General features: G+C 47.2%; 18 protein-coding genes and 2 tRNA genes. 8 read left to right on the top strand and 12 right to left on the bottom strand.

Translation table 11 applies throughout. The features are described from left to right. Positions 1-104: 104 nt before the first annotated feature. The 6 genes from ADH68_RS02255 to ADH68_RS02230 are packed head-to-tail and all read right to left on the bottom strand — an operon-like array spanning position 105 to position 7,574. Positions 105-1,895 (bottom strand): RagB/SusD family nutrient uptake outer membrane protein, encoded by a 1,791-nt coding sequence (locus ADH68_RS02255; RefSeq protein ID WP_068959982.1) that lies wholly within the window; start codon positions 1,893-1,895, stop codon positions 105-107. Between the two features lie 10 nt (positions 1,896-1,905). Then, positions 1,906-2,178, bottom strand: a complete 273-nt coding sequence (locus ADH68_RS02250; RefSeq protein WP_084273921.1) for a TonB-dependent receptor — start codon at positions 2,176-2,178, stop codon at positions 1,906-1,908. 9 nt (positions 2,179-2,187) lie between these two features. Next, positions 2,188-5,457 (bottom strand): TonB-dependent receptor, encoded by a 3,270-nt coding sequence (locus ADH68_RS02245; RefSeq protein WP_084273922.1) that lies wholly within the window; start codon positions 5,455-5,457, stop codon positions 2,188-2,190. Positions 5,458-5,493: 36 nt separating this feature from the next. Further along, positions 5,494-5,910, bottom strand: coding sequence for a hypothetical protein (locus tag ADH68_RS02240; protein WP_068959983.1), 417 nt, complete (start codon positions 5,908-5,910; stop codon positions 5,494-5,496). A 47-nt stretch (positions 5,911-5,957) separates the two neighbouring features. After that, complete coding sequence (locus tag ADH68_RS02235) at positions 5,958-6,968, bottom strand: FecR family protein (protein ID WP_068959984.1); 1,011 nt, start codon at positions 6,966-6,968, stop codon at positions 5,958-5,960. Positions 6,969-6,995: 27 nt separating this feature from the next. Beyond that, complete coding sequence (locus ADH68_RS02230) at positions 6,996-7,574, bottom strand: RNA polymerase sigma-70 factor (protein WP_068959985.1); 579 nt, start codon at positions 7,572-7,574, stop codon at positions 6,996-6,998. Positions 7,575-7,843: 269 nt separating this feature from the next. On the opposite strand from ADH68_RS02230, the gene ADH68_RS02225 reads away from it, so the two are divergent. After that, complete coding sequence (locus ADH68_RS02225) at positions 7,844-8,404, top strand: beta-class carbonic anhydrase (RefSeq protein WP_068961975.1); 561 nt, start codon at positions 7,844-7,846, stop codon at positions 8,402-8,404. A 1,336-nt stretch (positions 8,405-9,740) separates the two neighbouring features. Here ADH68_RS02225 and ADH68_RS02220 read toward each other — a convergent pair. Continuing rightward, positions 9,741-9,813, bottom strand: a tRNA-Thr gene (locus tag ADH68_RS02220). 594 nt (positions 9,814-10,407) lie between these two features. Here ADH68_RS02220 and ADH68_RS02210 point away from each other — a divergent pair. From ADH68_RS02210 to ADH68_RS02180, 7 genes are all read left to right on the top strand, one after another. After that, positions 10,408-11,292, top strand: coding sequence for a prephenate dehydratase (locus ADH68_RS02210; protein ID WP_068959986.1), 885 nt, complete (start codon positions 10,408-10,410; stop codon positions 11,290-11,292). 12 nt (positions 11,293-11,304) lie between these two features. Then, entirely contained in the window at positions 11,305-12,495 is a 1,191-nt protein-coding gene (locus ADH68_RS02205; RefSeq protein ID WP_394364978.1) for a pyridoxal phosphate-dependent aminotransferase, read from the top strand. A gap of 1 nt (position 12,496) precedes the next feature. Further along, a complete protein-coding gene (locus ADH68_RS02200; protein ID WP_068959988.1) occupies positions 12,497-13,576 on the top strand; it encodes a bifunctional 3-deoxy-7-phosphoheptulonate synthase/chorismate mutase type II in 1,080 nt (359 codons plus the stop codon). A 31-nt stretch (positions 13,577-13,607) separates the two neighbouring features. Continuing rightward, on the top strand, positions 13,608-14,381 hold the full coding sequence (locus ADH68_RS02195) for a prephenate dehydrogenase (RefSeq protein ID WP_068959989.1): 774 nt from the start codon (positions 13,608-13,610) through the stop codon (positions 14,379-14,381). An 18-nt stretch (positions 14,382-14,399) separates the two neighbouring features. After that, positions 14,400-15,086, top strand: a complete 687-nt coding sequence (locus tag ADH68_RS02190) for a DUF2461 domain-containing protein (protein WP_068959990.1) — start codon at positions 14,400-14,402, stop codon at positions 15,084-15,086. A gap of 232 nt (positions 15,087-15,318) precedes the next feature. Further along, a tRNA-Ser gene (locus ADH68_RS02185) sits at positions 15,319-15,405 on the top strand. 406 nt (positions 15,406-15,811) lie between these two features. After that, positions 15,812-16,912, top strand: a complete 1,101-nt coding sequence (locus tag ADH68_RS02180; protein WP_068959991.1) for a site-specific integrase — start codon at positions 15,812-15,814, stop codon at positions 16,910-16,912. Between the two features lie 142 nt (positions 16,913-17,054). On the opposite strand, the gene ADH68_RS02175 is transcribed toward ADH68_RS02180, so the two are convergent. From ADH68_RS02175 to ADH68_RS02160, 5 genes are all read right to left on the bottom strand, one after another. Further along, the gene (locus tag ADH68_RS02175) at positions 17,055-18,377 is read right to left on the bottom strand and encodes a sigma-54-dependent transcriptional regulator (RefSeq protein ID WP_027201744.1); all 1,323 of its coding nucleotides are present in this window, start codon (positions 18,375-18,377) and stop codon (positions 17,055-17,057) included. Next, positions 18,370-20,679, bottom strand: coding sequence for a hybrid sensor histidine kinase/response regulator (locus ADH68_RS02170; RefSeq protein ID WP_027201743.1), 2,310 nt, complete (start codon positions 20,677-20,679; stop codon positions 18,370-18,372). The genes ADH68_RS02175 and ADH68_RS02170 overlap by 8 nt, the downstream gene beginning before the upstream one ends. Positions 20,680-20,718: 39 nt before the next feature. Continuing rightward, a complete protein-coding gene (locus ADH68_RS13865; RefSeq protein ID WP_157517392.1) occupies positions 20,719-20,865 on the bottom strand; it encodes a hypothetical protein in 147 nt (48 codons plus the stop codon). Between the two features lie 120 nt (positions 20,866-20,985). Continuing rightward, positions 20,986-23,277, bottom strand: coding sequence for a TonB-dependent receptor domain-containing protein (locus ADH68_RS02165; RefSeq protein ID WP_034502598.1), 2,292 nt, complete (start codon positions 23,275-23,277; stop codon positions 20,986-20,988). A 28-nt stretch (positions 23,278-23,305) separates the two neighbouring features. Next, entirely contained in the window at positions 23,306-24,154 is an 849-nt protein-coding gene (locus ADH68_RS02160; protein WP_068959992.1) for a hypothetical protein, read from the bottom strand. Positions 24,155-24,157 lie beyond the last annotated feature (3 nt).

Below are 24,157 nucleotides of genomic sequence, written 5' to 3'. Positions count from 1 at the left end.
CCCGTTCTTCGGTCGTTATGGAGCCCCATAACTCCCTCATCACAAGCGGAAATCTGCTCGCCGACTGACCGCCCTGACGGTAACATTTATTATTAAACAAGCTCTTAGAATGAGAGTCCGTCGTTCCATCCTGGATTCTGCGAGAGGGCACCGTTGGATAGTGAGCGCTCATTGGTTGGGATGCCGTAGAGATAGTCGCGATTCTCATTCCATGTGCGTTTGAATGCATCGCTGCCAAACCTCACGGCATATCCCTTGTCGCCTTCTGACAGAAAGATGTCTTTGTCAATTTCCAGGAATTTAAGTCCTATGCCTGATGGCTTTTTCCCGGTGTATATACATACATTGGCCTTTCCGTCGCCTGTCATGTCATATTTTCCGGGGCCAGGGAAGTACATGCCATAGAATGGCTTTTCGTATACTTTGCCTTCACGCCAGCGCAGAATATCATTGTAGTGTACAAGTTCGAGTGAAAGTTCGATAAGACGTTCACGTCGTATCTCAAGTATGACTCCGGTATTGGCCGAACGAGTAACGTTGGGGTAGCCCCATTCTTCGCTCATCATGTAAGGGTCGGGTGTGGAGTTGGCGTCGGCAACGCTCAGATGTGGCATACCCACGCGATCGCGCAGTCGGTTGACAGATATGTCAATGTCATCCTGTGTAATTGTGCCGAGTTCGGCAAGAGCTTCGGCATAGTTAAGATAGACTTCTGCGAGGCGGAATATCGGCATTGAAGCACGGCTTTGGCGGAATGCGTCATAATCATCGCTCATGACATATTTGATAAACTGATAGCAGCCTTCGGTATAGTTAAGTGCGATGGCCTGTACTTTGTCCTGTCCCATCTGCTTGTAGCCGGGACATAGAATTGACTGGGCCATGCGTGGATCGCGGTTCTTGCATTCGTCGATATACCCCATAGTCTGCCATCCGTTCTTGTCAGTGAAACGGCTTCCGTCGGTCATGAGGAACAGATTGGCAAATCGCTTTGTCATTGATGCGAACCGAGTCTTTGACTCGTCGTTGGCATTGTGGCGTCCGCCTACCTGATCACCATATATTCTTGCCCATATTACCTCTTCGGCACGGGGTTCGATAGTGGCGAAGAGATTGCGGTAAGGCTCACCGGTGTCTGTATAGAGTCTGTAGCCACCTTCGTCTATCAGTTTCCTTGATGCGTCTGCACAGATTTCAAGCAGGCGGTCGCCTGACAGGGATGTGGCATTGAAGGTTGTGCCTGCATGGTATTTGCGGAAAGTACCTTCAAATAGTGTGGCTCGGGACTTCAGTGCAAGAGCTGTCCATGCGCATATTTCAGTAGTCTTTTTGCCATATGGGAGGAGAAGGTCGAAAGCCCGGTCGCAGTCATCTATGATATGGCCAATGATTACATCGCGGCTGTCGCGCGGCTTACATAGCAACTCGGTATCCGCGCTGCCGATAGGTTGATCATACCATGGTACTTCGCCGAATTTGGTGAGCATATTGTAGTAGAAAAACGCACGGAAGAAGTAGGCTACACCGTCGTAACGGTTGCGTACATATGTGTCGGTACATTTTGAAGAGTTCTGCAGGTAGTAGTTTATATTACGGAGTGTGCCCCAGTTCCAACCTACATCACCGGCGGCAGATGGGAGCGGTCGTGTACCTGCTATTTCGCGTGGCAGGGTCTCATGCTGTATGAGTTCGCCGGATTCCATAAACCATCTGAAGTCACCTACGTTTGGTTCAAGAGTGTAGAATGAATTGGTATATTGGGCAAGTTCGGCCTCTGATCGGAAGTATGTCTCCGGTGACATTCGGTCCTCCGGAATCTGATTCATATCCGTACATGAGGATAAGGCGATAGCAATCGCCGGGATAATGCATAGATACTTATATATAGATTTCATAATTGCATGTTTAAAATACTATGTTTACACCTAATGTAAGTGACTTGGAAAATCCGTAGGTAAGGGCGTCGTTGCTCTTTTTACCGGAGTTGGTGGCCGTCTCCGGATCAATGGTCTTGCAATACTTCTTGAAAGGCGACCAGTAAAAGAGATTTTCGCCGGAGAAGTATACACGTAGTTCGCGGAATGTATGCCTGAGTACCGGAAGAGTATACCCTATGGTGAGATTTTTCAGACGCAGATAGCTCACATCCTGTAGGTAGCGGGTGTTTGCATTGCCCATCGGATTTTTTTAGCCATAGGCTGCGTAAGCGCATGGACGGGGGAAGTAGGCATCACGGTTGTCCTCGCTCCATACGTTTTCAAGAAATCCCTCTGGTATGTATGCGTTGTATGGACGGCAGTATGGTCCCCAAAAGCTACGGGCCTCGTTGCCCGGATACCAGTCACACTTGCCTACACCTTGGAAGAATACAGAGATGTCGATACCTTTCCATTCCACTGACCCGCGGATGTTGTAGTTGTAGCGAGGGGTGGTGTTGCCTATAATCTTTCGGTCGCCGGGATTGTCGACAGTGTTGTCGCCCGGGGTAATCTGGCCGTCGCCGTTGCGGTCTACGACACGCGGGTCGCCGGCACGTACACCTCGCCATGAGTCGGGGCCGAAGCTGTAGTAGTCGGAATATACATATGTAGAGCCGTCGACTTTCGACATATATTCCAAAGCCTCTTCGTTTGTCTGGAACAGGCCGTCTATTTCATATCCCCAGATTTCTCCTATCTCTTCTCCGGCGTAATGTTTTGACAAAAGGCGTCCGGGATTGTCGAATTTTGTTATCTTGGAGCGGGCGTCGCCAATTCCGGCACCGATGCTGTAGTGGAAGTTGGAGCCGAGCAGATGGAAATCATCATTCCATGCAAGCCCGATTTCAAATCCTCGTGTGCGCAGGTCGGCGCAATTGGCCTTAGGCACTGAGGCTCCGTACACGGCGGGTAGCTGGGAGCCAGAGGTAAGCATGTCCTTTGTGTCGCGGATAAATATATCGCCTGTAAGGTTGAGTCGTGAGTTAAGGAAGCTGAGGTCAATGCCGGCGTTGTATGTGGTGACTTTCTCCCAGGTGAGATCGGATGCCGGCGGAGCTGATACCGAGGCATAGTTTACGTATGTCGTGCCGTCGAATGTGATGTCGTCCATCAGTTGATTTGTGGTCAGTTTCTGGATATAATCATAGTATCCTACCTGCTGGTTGCCGAGTGTGCCTACTGACAGTCGTATTTTACCGCTGTTCCACCAGTTAGACATGTCTTTCATGAACTTCTCTTCGGTGAAGCGCCATCCGAGCGATGCGGATGGGAAGAAACCCCAGCGGTGATTGCTTGAGAATCGCGATGACCCGTCGTAACGGCCGGAAAGTTCGAGAAGATAGCGTCCGGCATAGTCGTAGTTTATGCGGGCGAAATATCCGTAGGTGACAGAGTTCTGGATTTCGTCCTTGAAGTCCTTTACCTCACCTGTGGCGATATTCAGGGTGTTCAGGTCAGGGCTCATGAGATCCTGGCGCTCGCCCTTGAAATAGAGATGTCGGTATATTTCGCCATTGAACCCTCCGGTAACGGTTATGTGGTTTTCGCCAAAGGTGGGATTATAGGTGGCATAGGCGTTGATTGTCTGGGTTATATTTTGGGTCATGCCTCGTGTAAACATGTCCCAGCACATTGAGTCGTCGGAGCCTGTAATCCAGTTTATGGTTCCGATTGTATTGCTGTAGGGTACATTTACGCGGCGCATCTCACGGTTGAGCGACCTGAAAAGGTAGGAGTAATCGGCTACGATTGACAAATCCTTTATTGGAGTGACTGTGAGCTGGTTCTTTACAAGATATTCCCGGTTCTGGTCTTTGTTTTTGTGTTTGCCGTAATTCATCAGAGCGTTGTATCCGTCGCCTACCTTGGCTGTACCTCTGGTGATGATTCCGGATATATCCCACAGCGATGTGCCGTCGGGATTTGTTGAGGGGAATGAAGAAAGAGCATGGTTGCCCGAGCGGTAGAAGAAATCGTTAAGGTCGCTCGACCCTGAACGTTCGTAGGTGGATTCGAAAAAAGAAGTATTGAAACTGTATTTTAGCCAGTCGGTAATCTTGATGTCGAGTTTGGCACGCATGGAGTATGATTTAAACTCGTCGTTCTGTACCTTGAGATTGCCGTCATGTATATAGGCGCGTCCACTTATGTAGTAGTTTATGCGTTTGCTGCCGCCGGTAATCGATATGTTGTAGTCCTGCATCGGACGGCTTTTGCGGTAATAGTGGTCATACCAGTCGTTGTTGGCGTAATAACGGTAGTGGTTGTCGGCTGTAGGTATTGCCCATGGACGCTCGGCCGACTCTGTCTTTTGGTCAAGTCTCATCCATAGTTCGGCATAGTCATACTCATCGTATGTGGTGTAGTCGACACCCTTCTGTTGATTCATGAAAAGGTCGTTGATATATGTTGACCAATATCCCGATGATATGAAATCGGTAGATACAGTCGACTGCATCCATCCCGCTTTCAGGTCGAACGATATTTTGGGAGCTGCGTCCTCTTGTCCGCTCTTGGTTGTTACGAGTATCACTCCGGCCGATGCTTTGGCTCCGTATACCGCCGCTGCCGATGCATCTTTGAGAATAGATACGCTTTCGATATCATTTGCATTGATACGGGCGAGATTCATCTCTACTCCGTCGACAAGTATGAGGGGCGAGCCTCCGTTGATTGATGTTACACCACGAATGTTGATTGATGCGCTTGCATCGGGACCTCCCGATCCCATCTTGAGGTTGAGCGAGGGATCAGCACCTTGCAGCGCTGTGGCGGCATTGCCAGTGGGTCGTCCATTGATATCCTTGGCCTTCACTACAGTGACAGCTCCTGTCAGATTGACTTTTTTCTGCTGTCCGTAGCCTACCACTACTACCTCGTCGAGTGCTGTGGCACCCTCGTGCAGTATAATGTCATATTGTCCGGCATGGGATACGGTAAGTTCTTTAGGCTCGTAGCCGATATACGACACCTCAATGTCCGCGTCTTTTCTTACTCCTTTGATAGAGAATCGACCGTTGATGTCGGTTGCCACTGCTATGGAGGAGCCTTTGACCTTGACGGTAGCCCCGATTAGGGGTTCGTCGGATGCGTCGCTGACCACGCCGGTTATCTCAATGGTCTGTGCGGACGAGTCGGTCATCAGCTCCTCGAGACTGACCGGCTGTGACTCATGGTATACAACCACGGCATTGTTATGTTCGATTTTATATCGCAGGTTGCTCCCCTCAAACAGCTTGTCGAGAGTAGCTTTGTTGCTTGCGTCTTTTACCGAGAGGGTTACGTGTCTGTTGAGTCCGGGAAGATCTGATTTGTATAGGAAGTGAAGGTCAGACACCTTCTCGATTTCTTTCATGGCTCTCTTCAGCGGTATGGCCGAAATGGATACTGTAATATCTGCCCAAAGCGACGCGCATGACATCATGGCAGTAACGGCAATAGCCGCACGCCTTAAGTTATGATTGTTGTGTAAGTGCATGGCTGGTGTGGATTTTGTTGATGATTAGTGAGAAAATTATTCCACTACGGTGATTGTGCGGCCTATTTCTATTTTGCGCCAGTCCCAATGTGGGTATTCGAGACGTCCGAAGAAATACAGTGTCACCCGTCCGGGAGTTGTTAGGGTAATAGGGGAGGAGGTGTTGACGTTGTCGTCGGAGAACTCCTGGAAGTCGGCTTTCATCTCAGAGTCGGTAAACCACCATGATGTGTACCACCAATAGGATGTGTCGCGCAGGTCGCCGATGCCGGGTGATGTACGGTTGATTGAGCATGTGACAATGTCGCCAACATGGTATATTTCCTTTTCCGGAGTGATTGTGATATGACTGAATGTTGGTTCGGATATCTTGTCGTCATCGTCGCTGCATGCTGTCAGGCATACGGTCATAAGCATGATGACCAGCAAGTTGAGATACTTGTTTTTTGACATGGGGATTGGTTTATGAGGTTAGTAAGATTATGTTGGTATTCTCTTTATCAAGGCTGTCTGTAGAAGCATATTGTCGAATCTGACTCCAGTATGTATTTGGCATCTGCCGCAGTGGCGATTATTCCAAGGGTTTCTTCAAGAGATTTTCGACCGAGGCTGCCTGACAGACGCACGTCGCGCAACGATGGTGTTATGATGTTGATGGTCACGCCGTAGTAGCGCGACACTGAGCGCAGTATGTCATCAAGGCGGTCGTCGTTGAATCGGCTGCATCCGGAAATCCATTCGGTATAGTCGTCAGCGTAGACCATGGTCGATTGCAGATTACGGGTATGTTTGTCGTAGCTTACCTTGTTCCCGGGTTTCATTTTTATCGACTGGTTGGGTGTGCTTGCGGTAATTACTCCGTCGCTTAATACCACAGTTATATTGTCTTCATCTGGATAGCCTTTGACATTGAACGACGTGCCGCGGCACTCTATTCGCAAACCGTCGCATGTCACTACGAATGGATGCTCAGGGTCGGTAGCAATGTCAAAGGCGGCTTCTCCTGATAGGGTGAGAGAGCGTTCCTTCAGTGTGTCGTCGTAGTGGTACTTTACTTCGGTTTTGTTGTTAAGAGTGAGCGACGAGCCGTCAGGCAGGATTATATGGGAGCGTTCGCCGGCATTGGTGCTTACGGTAAGTGGTATGGAATATCTTGGAGCATCGTTCCGTAGCAGAAGTATTCCGGTAATGGCAGCAATTATGATTATTGATGCGGCTACGGCAAGAGGCCAGATATTATGTCTCTTGTCGGAATGAGAGTCTTCCATTAGGCTATTTGACTCGATATCATTGGTGTGGTCAGCATCATATAGACTGTATATGCCTGCATTAAGGCGTTCTCTAAGCTGTGGCTCGATTGTGGAATCGCTGTTTTCAATGCGTGCTGCCAGCCAGTGGTTAAGCTCTTCGTTTTCCTCAATCCACGAGTCGATTCTTGCCCGCTCTGACAGAGTGGCTCTGTTGTCGAGATACTTCTCTACAAGCGTCTGTATGTCATCTTTATCTTCCATTGTCGGTATTGTGTTGGACGGTGATATTTAGATATGGCATGATAGCATTGTCGCGATTATTATGAAATCACATATTATGCCGTAACGTCGTTTGAGCTCCTGGCGCATGAATTTCAGTGCAAGTGTGAGGTGTGTCTCGACTGTGCTTACCGAGATGCCGAGGGCTTGGGAAATCTGTCGGTTGGTAAGATATTGTATTCGGCTCATCTTGAATACTTTCTGCCTTACCGGCGGCAGCTCGTCAATAAGTGTTGACACATATTGGTTGAGAAAAGCTGAATCGATTGCATCTTGTGTCGTGTGGTCTTCGTGAGATACATCTCTGAGATAGTTGTAGTAGATGTATTCGATGGTCTCGTGTTTCAGATAGTTAAGCAAAGTGTTGCGCGCAATCGAAAACATGTAGCTTTTCAGACTTTCGCTGTCGGAGACGGTATCGAATTTTTCCCAGAGTTTCATGAATACAATCTGAGTAATCTCTTCAGCCATGTATGCGTTACCGTGGGTTATTTTCAACACAAAGTTGTAAATACGTCCGCAGTACATGGTGTGCATGCGCTCGAATCGGGCATGTCTGTTGCTTTTATCTTTATTACGGTGTCCCATGGCTGGTATCAGGGGATGTAGAAAAGAAAGGAATAAGGTTTGTAAAACAAATTGATTGGTTGGTTGCAAACCGCGGCTGTGTTTCGCGTTGCTGTCAGGTTTTACAACCAAAGGTATGCCGGGCCACTAATCATTCGCCGTATTTTAGCGAAAATTAACAAAAGGAATATGAAAAAATGTTATACAAATTGGGGTGCGGGAGGGTAGGCCGGAAACAAAAAATATAGTAATTTTGGGGCACTGAATTACACAAAACTCATTTATCCATGATAATAGAAGAAATGCTGCGCCATAATGCGCAGTTTATACAGGAGGATGGCGCGCGCCGATTTGCCACATCCAAATATCCTGACAAGGGAATTGCCATTGTCACATGTATGGATACTCGCCTGGTCGAACTGCTCCCGGCGGCTCTCGGCATCCGTGGCGGCGATGTCAAGATGATAAAGAATGCAGGCGGCACAATCACCAACCCGTTTGACTCGACCATGCGCTCGCTGCTGGTGGCCGTATATGAGCTTGGTGTTACAGAGATAATGGTCATAGCCCATACCGACTGCGGTGTGCAGGGTATGAATCCCCATCATATGCTCGATGCTATGCGCTCACGCGGGGTCGATGACGAACATATCTCGCTGATGAAACATTGCGGTATTGACCTGGAGGCATGGCTACACGGCTTTGACGATACCGAGCTCGCCGTGCGCGAGACCGTCGATCTTATCCGCAATCATCCCCTGATGGCTGCGGACGTGACCGTAGGCGGCTACATCATCAATACCGACACCGGCGCGCTCACCCCTATCTGCCGTGCCTCCTCCGCCCGCTGACCCTACTGTCAGTGGCCGATGATGTAGAGCCTACGCTGTCTTCTGTCGGGTGTTTGCAACCACTTGTCTGCTTAATGGCTTTCGTACATCTGCTATTGACAGTTGATGTGTTAACCTCAAATTCTTGAACATTAAAAAGAGCTTACCTCAGACCTTGGTCTGAAATAAGCTCTTTTTTAGCCGATAGACTTTGTGTTTTATCAATCAGTAATGTAGTTATTTTACGAAAAAATGAAGTTGCTGCTTCATCGTGATAGGTTTATTGGTCGCAATAACTGAATTTCAAAATATTTCAATAACTTAGCGAATACTTAAAAATTACAATCATGCTTGGAATAATTATTTGGGCGATACTCATTATTTTCATAGTTATTTGCGTATGCCCGGGTTTCATAACCGCTTTTATAGTATGCTCTGCGATAGTTCTATGTGGATATTGTCTGATGTGTTGGATAATAGGTGGTTGTAAACTACCAAGCAAAAGCCGAAGAAACGACGAAAAAACTTATATTGATGCTATTGCGAAACAAGAACGAGAGAACGCAATTGACGAATGGGAACGCAAATGGAGACGCAAACACCAATGCAGAAAATAGCTGTTAAATATTTTATTAGCAGAATATCCGGTAGCAGAAAGAACTAAGAGCCGGAGTCAGTTGAACCCGAGCATTGCCTGCAAATATCTAACATATATTGAACATCCGAATATGTTTGAAGTTGTGAATCTATGAATCTATGAATCTATGTGAAGCAACATCATATAATATGACAGACGTGTGGTTGCAGATTTTTATTTCTTAAAAAGACCCCCGAACCGTAGTAGCGGGCAACGGTTAAGGTTGTGAAGTAATGCAGCTGCTTTCCAGCTTATTTAACCAGTTGCGGCGAGCCGTTCAACTATGAGAATTGAAATAGTTTAAAGGTGGGCAAATGGGCGGTTAAATTTACTCCGTCGCTAATGCCTAGGGTACAAAAGCATTAATGCGGTTTAACAACCGTGTCCCCGAATCGGCTTAACACCCGCAAAAGATAGCACAAATTTTGCAAACTTGTAAAAGGTAAACGAAAAGCCCCGACTCTTTAACCGTCACGGTCTTACATCGGGGTAAAAGTTTAATCATGTATGTTCAAAATTGTTTTAACGGCTGCTATTATCGCCACCGCAATTACCTCGGTATGCGTAGCAGTTTAGGATATGGCAAATCTCAACAACATTGAGTACGTATTAAAATTAATGGCTTTTTGTGTTGAGATAGTTTTATTTTTGAAAAATTTGGCTATGTTATATAATAAAAAAGCCAAATTAACCGGTTGTTTTTTTAGTTTCTTACGTTTGAGCCACAACGGGGGTTCGAACCCCGGACCTTTTCGTTACGAATGAAATGCTCTACCGACTGAGCTATTGTGGCAATGTAGGTTGTCTATTTTGTGTGTGCAAAGGTACGTAAAATCTTTTAGAGTATTGCAACTCCGAGGTTAACTTTTTTGTAACGCACAAAAAGGTTGCGCAAAGATATGTTCATATGCATGCAATGTGATATGCTGATGCAAGTAAGTGTGCCCAATGAGTTGCACACAGGTATATATGCAATGAAGTTGTGTCCTTGGGCTGAGCGTATGGCGATGTCACGGGGAGATACGCAGTGAGCAGTCTCCAATCGTAGAGATATACGTCTGTCGTGCGCAAGGGCGCTGTGAGTGGGGAATTGGGATATTTTAGTAATATTTGAGGATTTTTGAGCATTTTGTTTGGAGAAATGAAAGTTTTATCGCAAAAATATTGCGTGATTGAAAAGTTTGCTATAAATTTGTCGAGTCAAAGCAAACTAATTATGATGACTCGATTTTACGCATACTATTTTTCTTACTTCTATTTCAACGGAAATTGAAGCGGGTAGTGGCATGCGCAAAATCTTAATGATAAGCAAATAATAAAACATCACCATAGAAATTCCCGCTCCTCAACGACGAGGCGAGCGGGAATTTTGTTATATAACCGACATATGATTACCTCCGACAGACTACATATTGCGGGCCGCCGCCCCAAGCGTATCACAATACAGGGGGTGGCGGGGTGTTACCACGACGCTGCCGCCCGCGGCTATTTCGCCGGCGAGGAGATCGACACCATCCAGTGCGACAGTTTTCAGGAGATGTTCGACACTCTCGCCGCCGATGCTTCGCTGCTTGGCATAATGGCTATCGAGAACACCATAGCAGGCTCTCTACTCCAGAACCACGAGTTGCTCAGGGCGTCCAACATGCAGATTGTCGGTGAATACAAGATGCGCATATCCCACACTCTTGCCGCTCTCCCCGGACAGACCATCGACGAGCTCACCGAGGTCAACTCCCATCCGATGGCATTGCTGCAGTGCGAGCAGTTTCTGTTGCGTCATCCCAACATGAAGATGATCGAGACATTCGACACTGCCGGCAGCGCCAAGGAGATTGCCGAAAAAGGCCTTACCGGACATGCAGCCGTGTGTGGCGAGTATGCCGCCAATCTTTATGGACTTAACATACTTGAGCGGAGCATTGAGACAAACAAGCGCAATTTCACCCGCTTTCTCATACTGGCCGATCCGCTGATTGCCGGAGAGGAGCGCCCGTCCGAGAGGTTTATCGACAAATCGTCGGTTGTGTTCACCCTTCCCCACGACAAGGGCGCTCTGTCCAAGGTGCTGACCATCCTGTCGTTCTACGATATCAATCTCACCAAAATCCAGTCGATGCCCATACTCGGACGCGAGTGGGAATACCGTTTCTATATCGACCTTGAGTTTGACAGTTATTCGCGCTATCGCCAGGCCGTCGACGCCGTGCGTCCGCTTACCAACGACCTGCGTATCCTCGGCGAATACAACGCTTGCAAAAACGAGGTGTGAATCCAACAAATACTGCATAAAACCGAAACAATGAAAGATATACAACCCGCCGGCCGTGTGTCGGAAATACAGGAATACTACTTCTCGCGCAAGCTGCGCGAAGTGGCTCGCCTCAATGCCGAGGGACGCGACATAATATCGCTTGGCATAGGGGGCCCCGACCGTATGCCGTCGGCCGAGGTAATCGACACCCTTTGCGAAGAGGCCCGCAAGCCTGGCGCACACAGCTACCAGCCTTATGTCGGCATTCCCGAGCTGCGGCGTGCGATGAGCCGTTTCTACTCGCGTCATTATGGTGTGGAGCTGAATCCAGACACTGAGATTCAGCCGCTTATTGGCTCGAAAGAGGGCATACTGCATGTGTCGCTCGCTTTTCTCAATCCAGGCGACGGAGTGCTTGTGCCCAACCCCGGCTATCCTACCTATACCTCGGTGAGCCGCCTTGTCGGCGCCGAGATTTTCAACTACGACCTCACGGAAGATGGTGGCTGGATGCCCGACTTCGAGGCTCTGGAGCGCTTGCCGCTCGACCGCATTAAACTCATGTGGATCAATTACCCACATATGCCTACCGGCACTCCCGCGTCAGTTGGCCTCTTTGAGAAGATTGTCGACTTCGGCCGCCGCCATGGCATAGTGATTGCCCACGACAACCCCTACAGCTTTATCCTCAACGACAATCCACTGAGCCTGTTGCAGGTGGATGGAGCCAGGGATGTGGCCATCGAGATGAACTCGATGAGCAAGAGCCACAACATGGCCGGATGGCGCGTAGGCATGCTCGCTTCCAATCCACAGTTTATCCAGTGGGTGCTCAAGGTCAAGAGCAATATCGACTCCGGACAGTTCCGCCCGCTTATGCTTGCCGCGGTCAAGGGACTTGATGCCCCTGATGAGTGGTATGCCGGACTCAACGAGACCTACGCTCGCCGGCGGCTCATTGCCGAACGGATTATGAAGGCGCTCGGTTGCGAGTTTGACCCGCATCAGCGCGGACTATTCCTCTGGGGGCGTATCCCTCAAGGTGAGGCGTCGTCGGAAACGCTTGCCGACCGTGTGCTCTACGGCTCAAGGGTATTCATCACTCCGGGATTCATATTCGGCTCAAACGGCGACCGCTATGTGCGCATTTCCCTATGCGCTACCGAGGAGAAGCTCGCCGAGGCCCTGAAACGTATCGAAGAAACATATAAAACAGCATAAAATGACTGACTTACAATCTATTCTGCCTGAAGAAAAAGGGGGCATGCACCCCATTATTATCGCCGGCCCATGCAGCGCCGAGACTGAAGAACAGGTGCTTTCGACAGCACGCGAACTTGCCCGCAACGGGGTGAAGATATTCCGCGCCGGCATATGGAAACCGCGCACCAAGCCCGGTGGTTTCGAGGGAGTGGGCCGTGAAGGCCTCCCGTGGCTCGCCAAAGTGAAGGAGGAGACCGGAATGCTGACGGCTACCGAGGTGGCCACACGTCAGCATGTAGAGGACGCGCTCGCCGCCGGAGTCGACATATTGTGGATAGGCGCCCGCACCTCGGCAAATCCTTTTGCCATGCAGGAGATTGCCGATGCTCTGCAGGAGGCCGGCAAGGATGTTCCCGTACTGGTGAAGAATCCTGTAAATCCCGACCTTGAGCTATGGATAGGCGCGCTCCAGCGCCTGTACAATGCCGGTATACACCGTCTGGGCGCCATCCACCGCGGATTCAGCGCATATGGCAAACATCTCTACCGCAACATGCCGCAATGGCACATCCCCATCGAGTTGCGCCGCCGATTCCCAAATCTTACCCTCGTGTGCGACCCGAGCCATATAGGCGGAAAACGCGAACTGGTGGCACCTCTCTCGCAACAGGCCCTCGACATGGGATTCGACGGACTCATAATCGAGAGCCACTGCGACCCCGACTGCGCCTGGAGCGACAAGGCCCAGCAGGTCACTCCCGAAGTACTCAATTTCATACTTAACACACTCGTGCTACGCGACGCTACCGTGACTACCGAAAGCCTGACCCTGCTCCGACAGCAGATTGACGAGCTTGACAACGAGCTCCTTGAAGTGCTCAACAAGCGCATGCGCGTGTCGCGCGAAATTGGTCAGTATAAGAAGGAACACCGCATGCCTGTGCTTCAGATTGGCCGCCACGACGAAATCATGCAGAGCCGCGCACGTCTGGCCGAGGAGATGGGCATGTCGGGCGAATTCATGCGCAACGTCCTGTCTGCTATTCACGAGGAATCCGTGCGCCAGCAGATTGAAATATTCAACGACCGTACACGTTGACAGTGTATATCGGCCGCATAAATTTAATGAAATGAAGATACTGATAATAGGTGCTGGAAAGATGGGGTCGTTCTTTTGCGACATCCTTTCCGGCAAACATGAGGTGGCAATTATCGACACCGACCCACGACGGCTGTTATTTACATTCAACTGCCGGCGTTTCAGCAGTTTTGACGAGGTCGACGAGTTCGCTCCCGACATGGTGATTAATGCCGCTACGGTGAAATATACTATAGATGCCTTCAAGGCCGTGCTCCCTCACGTGCCCAAAGGATGTATTCTCAGCGATATAGCCTCGGTAAAGACCGGCCTGCCTGAGTTCTACGCCGCATGTGGCCATCCGTTCGTGTCGACTCATCCGATGTTTGGACCAACATTTGCCTCGCTAAGCAATCTCGGCAATGAGAACGCAATTATCATAAGCGAGAGCGACCACCTCGGAAAAGTGTTTTTCAAAGATTTGTACAACGAGCTGCATCTCCACATCGAGGAGTACACATTCAGCGAACATGACGAGACGATTGCCTATTCACTGTCAATCCCCTTTGCCTCTACACTGGTGTTTGCCGGATGCATGAAGCATCAGTCGGCTCCCGGCACTACTTTCAAGCGCCACAAATCGATTGCCGACGGACTCATGAGCGAGGATGATTACCTGCTGAGTGAGATCCTTTTCAATCCCAACACCCCGCGCCAGCTTGAGAAGATACGCGAGCAGCTGTCTGAACTACAGTCGATTGTCGAACGTCGCGATTCAACTGCAATGGCCGAGTATCTTGCCCGCGTGCGCCGCAATCTCGCATGATAATATAAAGGAAATGGCATGGAAGATATACTAAACTTCTTGCGCTCATTGAGGGCGCATAACGACAGAGACTGGTTCAACGCCAACAAGGATTGGTATCAGCGGGTCAAGAAGCATGTTGAGTCTCTCGCTTATGATTTGATTGCCGTTGTGGCCGAGGGCGACCCGTCGGCCTCGGGTCTCACAGCCGCCGACTGCACCTACCGCATATACCGCGACACGCGTTTTTCATCCGACAAGACGCCATATAAGACTCATATCGGGATATTCATCAATCCGCCTGCCGGAAAGAAGTCGATGCGCTGCGGCTATTACCTCCATATCGAACCCGACAACTGTTTTGTGGCAGCTGGCACAGTATGCCTACCATCGCCACTTGTGAGGGAGATACGCCGCAGCATATATGACGAAATCGATGAATACCGCTCGATTGTCGAGTCGGATGAATTCCGTGCTCAGTATCATACCATTGGTGAAAATATGCTAAAGACAGCTCCAAAAGGCTTTCCGAAGGATTGGGAGTACATCAATTATGTGCGTCCTAAGGATTTCTGTTGCTCTTCCAAGCAGCTTTCTGAGGAGTTTATGCTCCGTCCCGATTTGCCCGAGGCCCTGCGTCCTGCCATCCGTCAGGCCCGACGCTTCAACGATTTCATCAACTATACGATAGATGAATATATAGAGCATAACCGGGCGGCAAGGTAATGCCTTGGTTTAAAGTGCGGTACGTTATAGATGTGCTATGAACGACCGTAAAATTTTATGGTTTCAGCAAATAATTCGTTCGTAACATTTGGTTGGCAAAAAAAAAAACAGTAATTTTGTGGCGCTTTTGAGGAATACATCTTGTCGGGAGCGACATAAGGATAGTCTGCATTGTTACCCAATCCGGTGCTCGCAGAGATATCCATCAGAAGCATCTACAATTATCGACTAAGGAAAGATGCCGGAGTGGTCGATCGGGACGGTCTCGAAAACCGTTGTACCCTTACGGGTACCCAGGGTTCGAATCCCTGTCTTTCCGCGAATGTACCCACGTACATCACCAGAAAAAGCCTGTAACTATCAAAGTTACAGGCTTTTATCTTACCAACCCCATTGTTAAGAATTGTTAATTGCGACAGTAAAACGACTCGAAAACGACCCTTTCAGACCCTATGACGTTGCATATCCGTTGCAAAAATCGTTGCAGAAACCGAAAATGCAACAGTAAAACTGCCAATTGCAACAGTGCCCCTCATAAGTATCTGAAAAGTCGCAATTTAGTCGGACACAAGTCTTCGCCAACCTGATTTTTAACCCGTAATTTTGCACATGGTACTATGTACCCGGAACCCGGGGACATTATCAAAGAGCAGAGACAATGAACCCTCTTCCGTTGCACTTTGAACTGTACCCAGCAAGTTGCACAATTCTCAAATCCAAAAGGTATGGTAAGAACCAATTACAAGACCTCCTTTTTCCTCAGGAAGAACGTGGTCAACAAGAACGGAGAGTCGGGAATTTTCCTCCGTCTCACCGTCAACAAGGAAGCAGCACAGATTTCTACCAAGGCGACCTGTGCAGTCGGCGACTGGGACACTGAGGCCGGCAAGATGAGAGGAAAGACAAAGAAGGCGAATCAGCTCAACGATTTCCTCGCAGAGATAAGAGCCGCCATCCTTTTCCATATTCAGGAAATGGAGCGACGTGACGAGATAGTGACCCTCGAAAAGGTCAAGAACGCCTATCTCGGTATCTCGGCCCGCGCCGAGACTCTGATGGAGATTTTCAAGAAATGGCTGGACAACGCTGAAAAACTCGTAGATGTAAGTAAGAGCCGAGAGACCTACCGCAAATACGAGCGCGGCTACCGTCGCCTTCAGGAATTCATGAAGGAGACCTACAACATCACCGACATTGCCCTGCGTGAACTCTCCTACGAATTTATCGTGGACTACGAGAGTTATCTCCGCCGGGTGTCAAAGTGCGGTGTGAACACTACCGCCAAGTTCATTCAGACTCTCCGCATGATTGTTCTTTACGCCAAGAACAACGGCATGATATTCAAGGATCCGTTTCTCAACTACAAGGTCAAGAAGGAGGAAGTGGACCGTGGCTACCTGACCACTGACGAGCTTGACCGTATCGCCTCAAAGGTGATTCCCATTCCTCGTCTCGACCATGTGAGAGACATGTTTCTGTTCGCTTGCTTCACCGGGCTGGCATACATTGATGTGGCCAATCTCATGGAGAGCGACATCAAGGAGGCTTTTGACGGGTCAAAATGGATTATGACCCATCGCCAGAAAACCGGCGTTGCCGTCAACGTGCCACTTCTTGATTATCCCCTCGCGATAATCGAGAAGTACAAGGGCCAATGCACAGACGGGCATGTCCTTCCTGTCATATCGAATCAGCGCACCAACAGTTATCTGAAAGAACTCGCCACCGTGTGCGGCATCGACAAGAACATTACGTTTCACCTTGCAAGACATATCAAATTTTCTTTCTTGCTAAAATTCAAGCACTTGCAAATTTTTGCAGCTTGACAGGTAACGATTTAGAAAACAGCGAAATTCTGTGTTTCACTTCGTTTTGCAGTAATTCAAAAGAACGCTTTTCCTAAATGCAAAGGTAATATTATTTTTTGAATAATAAACCTTTGCAGATAGTCAAATTCAATAAAATCGGCTATGGTTGCTTGAATTTATATTTAAGTCCATACTCTTCAAGTTTACTGTATAGTGCCGACCTGCTTATTCCCAACAGTTCGGCGGCAAGGCTCCGATTGCCGTTCGCTTGTTTCAACGCACGCATTATCCGTTCCTTATCCTCTGCATCATTGCGCAGGGCGAAACTGACGGGTGAGGTCGGTTTCGTCACGGCAAGTTCCAGATGCTCTTTCGTTACAACACCTTCTTGCGCCTGCAATACCGCACCCATGATTTTCTGCCGAAGTTCCCGCACGTTGCCCGGCCATGTGTGGATCAGCAATGCTTTACGGGCTTCGGGACTGAATCCGCCCACATTACACTCCAGTTCCTTGTTGGCAATCTCACGGAAGAACTCTGCCAACGGCATAATGTCTTCCTGACAGTCACGCAACGACGGCACGCTTATCACGAAGTCGTGCAGACGGTAGAGTAAATCCTGCCGGAAACGCTTTTCACTCACTGCCGCCTCCAGATCCTCGTTGGTGGCGGCGATGATGCGGACATTGAAACTTCTGTCCGAATTGTCACCGACCGGGCGATAACGTCTCTCTTGTATGGCACGGAGCAACATCTGTTGGGTTTCCAACGCGAGGTTGCCCACCTCGTCCAGAAACAACGTGCCACCTTCCGCTTCATGGAAATACCCTTTCTTGGTGCTGTCTGCACCTGTAAACGCTCCCTTGACGTGTCCGAAGAATGCCGACGGCGCAAGTTCTTTTGAGAGTGAACCGCAGTCAACCGCCACGAAGGGTTTGCCCGCACGTTTGCTCTTGTCGTGTAGGTAATGGGCGATATGCTCCTTGCCCGTGCCGTTCTCTCCGAATATCATCACACTCATATCGGTAGCGGCTACCAACCTTATGCGATGCATGATTTTCTGAAAGGCGGAACCTTCACGGACGAACACGGGCATACGGCGGTGTCCCATCTGACGCTCCTTCTGTATGGAACGGAGAAGTGGAATGAGTTTGTCCTCTATCAGTTTTTTAGGTATATAGTCTATCGAACCGAGTTTCATGCTCTCCACGGCAGTATGTACTTCGGCATAGTCGGTCATGATGATGAACGGCTGCATCTTTCCTTCCTTGCGCATCCAACGCAGCATGTCTATACCGTTGCCGTCAGGCAGGCGCAGGTCGGCAACTACTATGTCATTATCCGTTGCCTGTTGCAGATGTTTCTTCGCTGTCGATAGGTGGTAAGCTTTCACGGTATGGTAGCCCTCCCGTGCCAGCAGGTTGCAGACATATTCGCAATACACGATGTTGTCCTCCACCACGATTATTCTGGTCTTATCCATTTTCGTATTTTCTCCTTTCCTCTTTTGCCAGCCGGATTATTTCCGCGCCCTTATTCAATACTGCGGTAACAGCATGGCTTAACTCACTTTCTTCCGGTATAGCCTTTCCATGAAGCAATCCGTAAAGTTCCCTCAGCGGTTGGTCGGCACGGAGTACCTCCCACGAGCTACGCAAGTGGTGTGTCAAGGCATCAAGTTCTTGCAGGTCGTTTCGCGTTGCCGCATCCTGCATCAAGCGCATTTCCTTTTCAGTTTCCGTTATCAGTTTCTCCAGCATGACGGCCTCATTGCCGTATGACAGCAAGGTGGATAAGTCCGGCTTTCCGTCCAGAGTTTCTTTTATGCCGCACTTGTCCGAGACCTCCATCAGCTCCGATATGGAGAACGGCTTGAACAGGCATCCGGCAAAGCCTTTTGCCAAAAGTTCCTCCGCATCGCAACTGCCCGAAGCGGTTGCCACGACCACGGGGATTATCTGTGAATTGCCCACGTTGGACGAACGCAGAAGTTCCAGCAACTCGAAACCGTTTATACCGGGCATATTCAAATCTGTCAGCAGCAGATTATATTCTTTCCGGCGTAGCATCTCCATCAGTTCCGCCGCATCGGTGCAAGTATCGCAGTGTATTCCCTCTTGGGCGTACATCTCTTTCTGCATCAGGAGCAACACCTCGTCATTGTCGATGGCGATGACATTGAGGTTTCTGTCTTTTCTGTGAATATACGTCTGTATTACTTGCTCCGGCACATCATCAGCTTTTTGCATCGGTATTTCCACCATGAAACGGCTTCCTTTCCCTTTTTCACTGTTCAGTCTGATTTTTCCATGAAGCATCGTCACGATATTATGAACGATGGCAAGTCCAAGTCCGAAACCGTCCTTTGCGGCGGCATTTGAGAGGCGTTCAAATGCGTCGAACACATGGTGCTGTTCCTCTTCGGTCATGCCCGTACCGGTGTCCTCGACGGTCAGTGTCAACACTCCGTTGGTATAGTCGGAAGTCAGTGACACACCACCTTTCTCTGTGAACTTGATGGCGTTTGACAGCAGGTTGTTACCGATTTGAACTATTCGCTCTTTGTCGGTCAATACAACAGCATCATTCCCGTTCTTCATGGTCAAGGACAGTCCCTTGTTCATGGCAACGGACATGAACTCCGTTTCAAGGATGTGCGTGATTGCTGAAATTCTGCAAGGTTGCATTTTGGGCTGTTCCTTGCCGTTATCCAAGCGGAAGAAGTCCAGCAGAGTGTTGAGCATAGCCCGCATACGGTCGGAGGATTGTTGTATGCTTTGAAGGAAATGCACATTGTTCCCATTGCTGCACTCTTTTTGCAACAGTTCGGCATAGCCTGTTATTGCCGTCAGCGGTGTACGCAACTCGTGGGTAATAGTATATACCGCTTTCTTTCGGGAGGTTATGAGTACCTCATTTTGTTGCACGGACTGTTCCAATTGCCCTATCAAATCCGTTGTCTGGCGTTTGTATCGTTTGATGCTCTTTGCATCATGGTGTATGATGATATAAGAAATGACCAACAGCAAAAGGACAAATCCCATCAAGCCGCCTATCTGCATAAATGATTTTTCACGCATGGCGGTTATCTCGGCTTCCCTGCTTTGTAAATCAGATTGTACCTTCTTTTCGATTTGGCAAATCAATCCTCGCAGTTGTCTGTTAAGTTCGGCATTACGAGCCGCAAGACTGTCGGCTTGTTCCGACAACCGACGGCTTTGTGCTTTCTGTTCGCTGACCATGTTTCTATCGGGAGAACGAAGCGTAGTCGTTGTTGTCAATGGCTTCGTTTTCTCTTTTTTACCGAATATGCCCAAGAATCCTTTGCGCTTCGGTTTCTTGGGCTGTTCCTGCACAATCTTCTGCACAATCACCGGTTCTTGGCTGGCTATCTTCCTGTTGATGGATTGTTGCTCATCCATTAACCGGACAATCTGGAATATCTGCCGTTCCTTATACTCCAAAAGACTGCGCACGCTGTCAACACGCTCAATTTTGTGAGTTACATTGAAACTGCATAATATACTGTCCAATGCAATACGTTGGGCATGGTAATTCTCCAAATCTGTTTCGTCCCAATCCAATATAGTTTCTCCCAACAAAGAGAACTCTATCAGTCGGATATGAATACGGTTTACATCCTTCCTGAATTCATTTATACGTCGATTGCCAACCTCCAATGCTTCCACTTCCTGCCATTCATGATGCCAAGTGTAGGCAATACATCCGATTAACAATGCAATAAGTGTATAGCCGAAAGCGACCGCTTTCTGAAGATGTTTCACTGTATGTTTACATCTATGATATTGACAGAAAAAAATTAATTATTTTGTTTTTCCAATTTTTGCAAATCCATTTGCATAGTTTCCTATAATATTGTGATTATCATCACAAATATATCCATTGAAGTAATATCCTATGAGTATTTTATTTTCGGTGAAAATATAGCCATTGGAATAGTTTCCAATCATTTTACCCTGGGTGTTAAATACATATCCATTTCGATAGGTAATCAGAGAAGTTTTATATGAGCATGAGTATAAGCATAAAACACTCAGAGTTAGCAACAATGTCCTCATATCATTTTTGAATTAGTATCTGAATCTTGATGTATCTATTCCTTTTATCTCCTTTTTCTTATATCCGCCAAAACAATAACTGAAATGCAAAGTAAATGAACGTGAATAAAATCCGCTGTTCATATCCAAGTGTTGCCCCTTAAAGCGGACTTTTGTTGCAGGCATTCCTGTATCAAATATGTCATTGCAACGGGCTGATAAACTCAATTTGTCATTTGCAAAATTCCATTTTAATCCGGCAGTGAGATTAAAAATAGATTCTATATCAAATGTCCCTTGTATGACAGGAGTCTGTACATTCCCTATCAACTCGAAAGATAAATTCTTGTTTACTTTAAACGTGTTATCCAATGTGCCGCTAAATACCCATTTCCTCCGATTGAAAGGAATGTCGAAAAAATCATCACAGCGTTGGTGCATTTGCATTCCGACTAAGGAGAATCGGGAATCCAGCCAGTTTCCTGCTTTAAAGGGTACTATGATATTTGCTCCCCATAGCTGCATATAGTTCCAGTTTGTATTTTTATAGATCAGTGCCAGCCTGTCGGTAGATTGATAGGCGGCTTGTGTGAAATAATCCGATGTATGCGTGAAAAACAGACTGAAAATATACTTCTTCATGAAGATATAACTTCCATTCAGATTATAATTCGTCATCGGCTTCAAATTCGGTGTACCCCACAATTCTGTATATCCATTAAGATAACTGACGGAAGACTGCATATCCCAATAACTTGGATAGGTTTTATCCGTAGATAATGACAATTGAAACAGATGTTCCGGTGTTTTAAAATAGGTCAATGATGCTTGTGGAAAGACTGCCCATTTATGATAATTGCCAATCGTATAATACTCTCCTGTAGCAGAAACGGATAAAGATGTACCTGTTGCATAGTTTTTGCTCAACGACACATAAAAACTGGCAGTTTGTTCTCTCAGATTGGAATATGTATTTTGTGTTTGAATGTCACCTGTCACTTTATCGTAAGTTTGGAAATCAAGATCTTTGGCAAATCGATAGGAAACTCCATAACCCAAATTCCATCCTTTGGATAAAGAGTGTTTCCCGTCTACATAAATAGAATAGCGGTCTATCTTTTGTCCGCCAACCATAGAGAAACTACTCTGATTTCCATTTTGATAATCAGTATGTAAACATTGATTATTATTGGAAGTATAATAGGTATAGTCACCTCCTATTTCAAGACCGAATCCTGAATGATATTGCAATGTGACATTGTGCATTTGATTGTCAATATATTTATCAACATTACCGGTTTGGTAATTGCCTGATGTCCGGCTGTTATTATATTGGTCAGGGGTATAACTACCTGTGTAGGCAATATTGATATTGTTTTTATCGTTGAAATTATATTCAAAAGCGGCTCTAAGGTCATGCTTCCAATACTTGCTGCGCAACTGTTCATTTTGTGTGATAGAATGGAGTTCTTCTTTTAGCGTATGCTTGGAATCAAGGTCTATGTACTCCATTTTTTTTACGTTATTTACTCCATACATTACATCAAAAGCCATTTTAGGAGTTGACAACCGAAAGTTCCCGTTCATTCCCCCGTCATTGAAGTATTGGTTTTTATAGTCAGCACTTATCTCACCCTGAAAAGAGTAGTCGTTTGAACGCTTTAAAACAACATTAATAGCCGCGCCCCGTACATGATATTCAGGAGGCGCACTGTACATCACTTCCACTTTTTCCACACGATTAACCGGAGTATTGCGCAAAATCGTTTCAAGTTGTCCGGCATCCATTGTTGTTGGTTTGCCATTTAGAATAATCGTCAGTTTCCCGGCTCCTGCCAAAGTCAGTATTCCTCTCTCTTCTTGTACTCCCGGTATCTTTGTCAATGCTTCATAAGCATTGTTTACAAGTTGATTTTGGGTAAGGACAGCAAGATTATACCCTAAAAGTCCATTCTTCACTTTAACAAAAGGACGTTCTGCCTTTATAATAATTTCATCCAAAGCATAGTCTTTAGGTTGAAGTTGAATAGTTCCGACATCATTTCCCTTACCTGCCATTTGTTTGGTTTCATATAAAATGTGTTGTATTATCAAACGGTATTCTTCCTGTTGGCTATTAAAAACGAATATACCGTCAGTATTAGAGATGGATGCGGCTATATAGGTCGAATCCATCGCTTGCAGAATAATAGTCGCTCCGTCTATCGGTAGTTGTTCGGCATCTATTATTTTACCGCTAATCATTTGCCCATAAACAGTCGTTTGGGAGCAAACGAACGATAGGAAGAAAAATGTAAGTACTTTAATTTTGCGTAACTGCATCATACGAATTCAGTTGATTACAAGAAATCTATCAATCCAATATGTATTTCGGAATGGATACAAAGCTTATTATTCCTCTTATTCGATAGTCTGTATCAGGAACGGTCAATATCATAGTCATATCTATGGGAGCAGGTGATTTGGTCAAAGCATTGTTTATAAGCCTTTCCCAATCGACGCCTAAGTAGGCTTGAATGACTTGTAGCACGTACGAAGAACTGGCTTCTTCGCCATACAGTTCTATTTGGAAATCATAGAACTTCGACGCAGTAGTTCCAGCATCAGCGGGATTGTGTTTGTTTAAGCGTAAGTTGGGAATAGCGTATTTAGTGGGTGCCGCACCTGTGTCGGCATTCTGCGTGATGAAGAACTCGTAACCGCTGTCTTTTAGTATAGGCTTGTTATATATGTTATCTTGGTCGAACAGATAGTAGTCCTGAGCTTGATTGTTCACTAAAAAGAGTGTGGTGCCTGCCGGCAATATCGGGTAGTTGCTGTCATTGATAACGTATGCAAGGTAGCAATCTGTTACTTTCACTTCAATAGTTTCTTTATCTCCTGTCATATTGTCTATAATGGACAGCATGGTACTTCCTTTCTGTTTTCCGAACAAAGAGACAACACCTCCCGGCTTGTCTGCATATAACTTGCCATTATAAGTGGCTTGCAAAATATTTTCATCTTCTATCGCCAAACTAATATCCCCACTACCATTTGTTATGTAGATGCTGTTAGTTTCTTGTCCTAATCTTACCTCATAGTAAGTATCTCCAAGACAGAACGGAGTAATCGCTTCATTTTCGTTATTATCATCACTGCAACTTGTCAGTGACCATATGCTTAGCAGCAATGCTATATGCCAGAATTTAAGTTGGTTCATATT

Source organism: Muribaculum intestinale (genome assembly GCF_002201515.1).
GTDB lineage: Bacteria > Bacteroidota > Bacteroidia > Bacteroidales > Muribaculaceae > Muribaculum > Muribaculum intestinale.
This window is presented reverse-complemented; position numbering and strand designations above follow the sequence as displayed.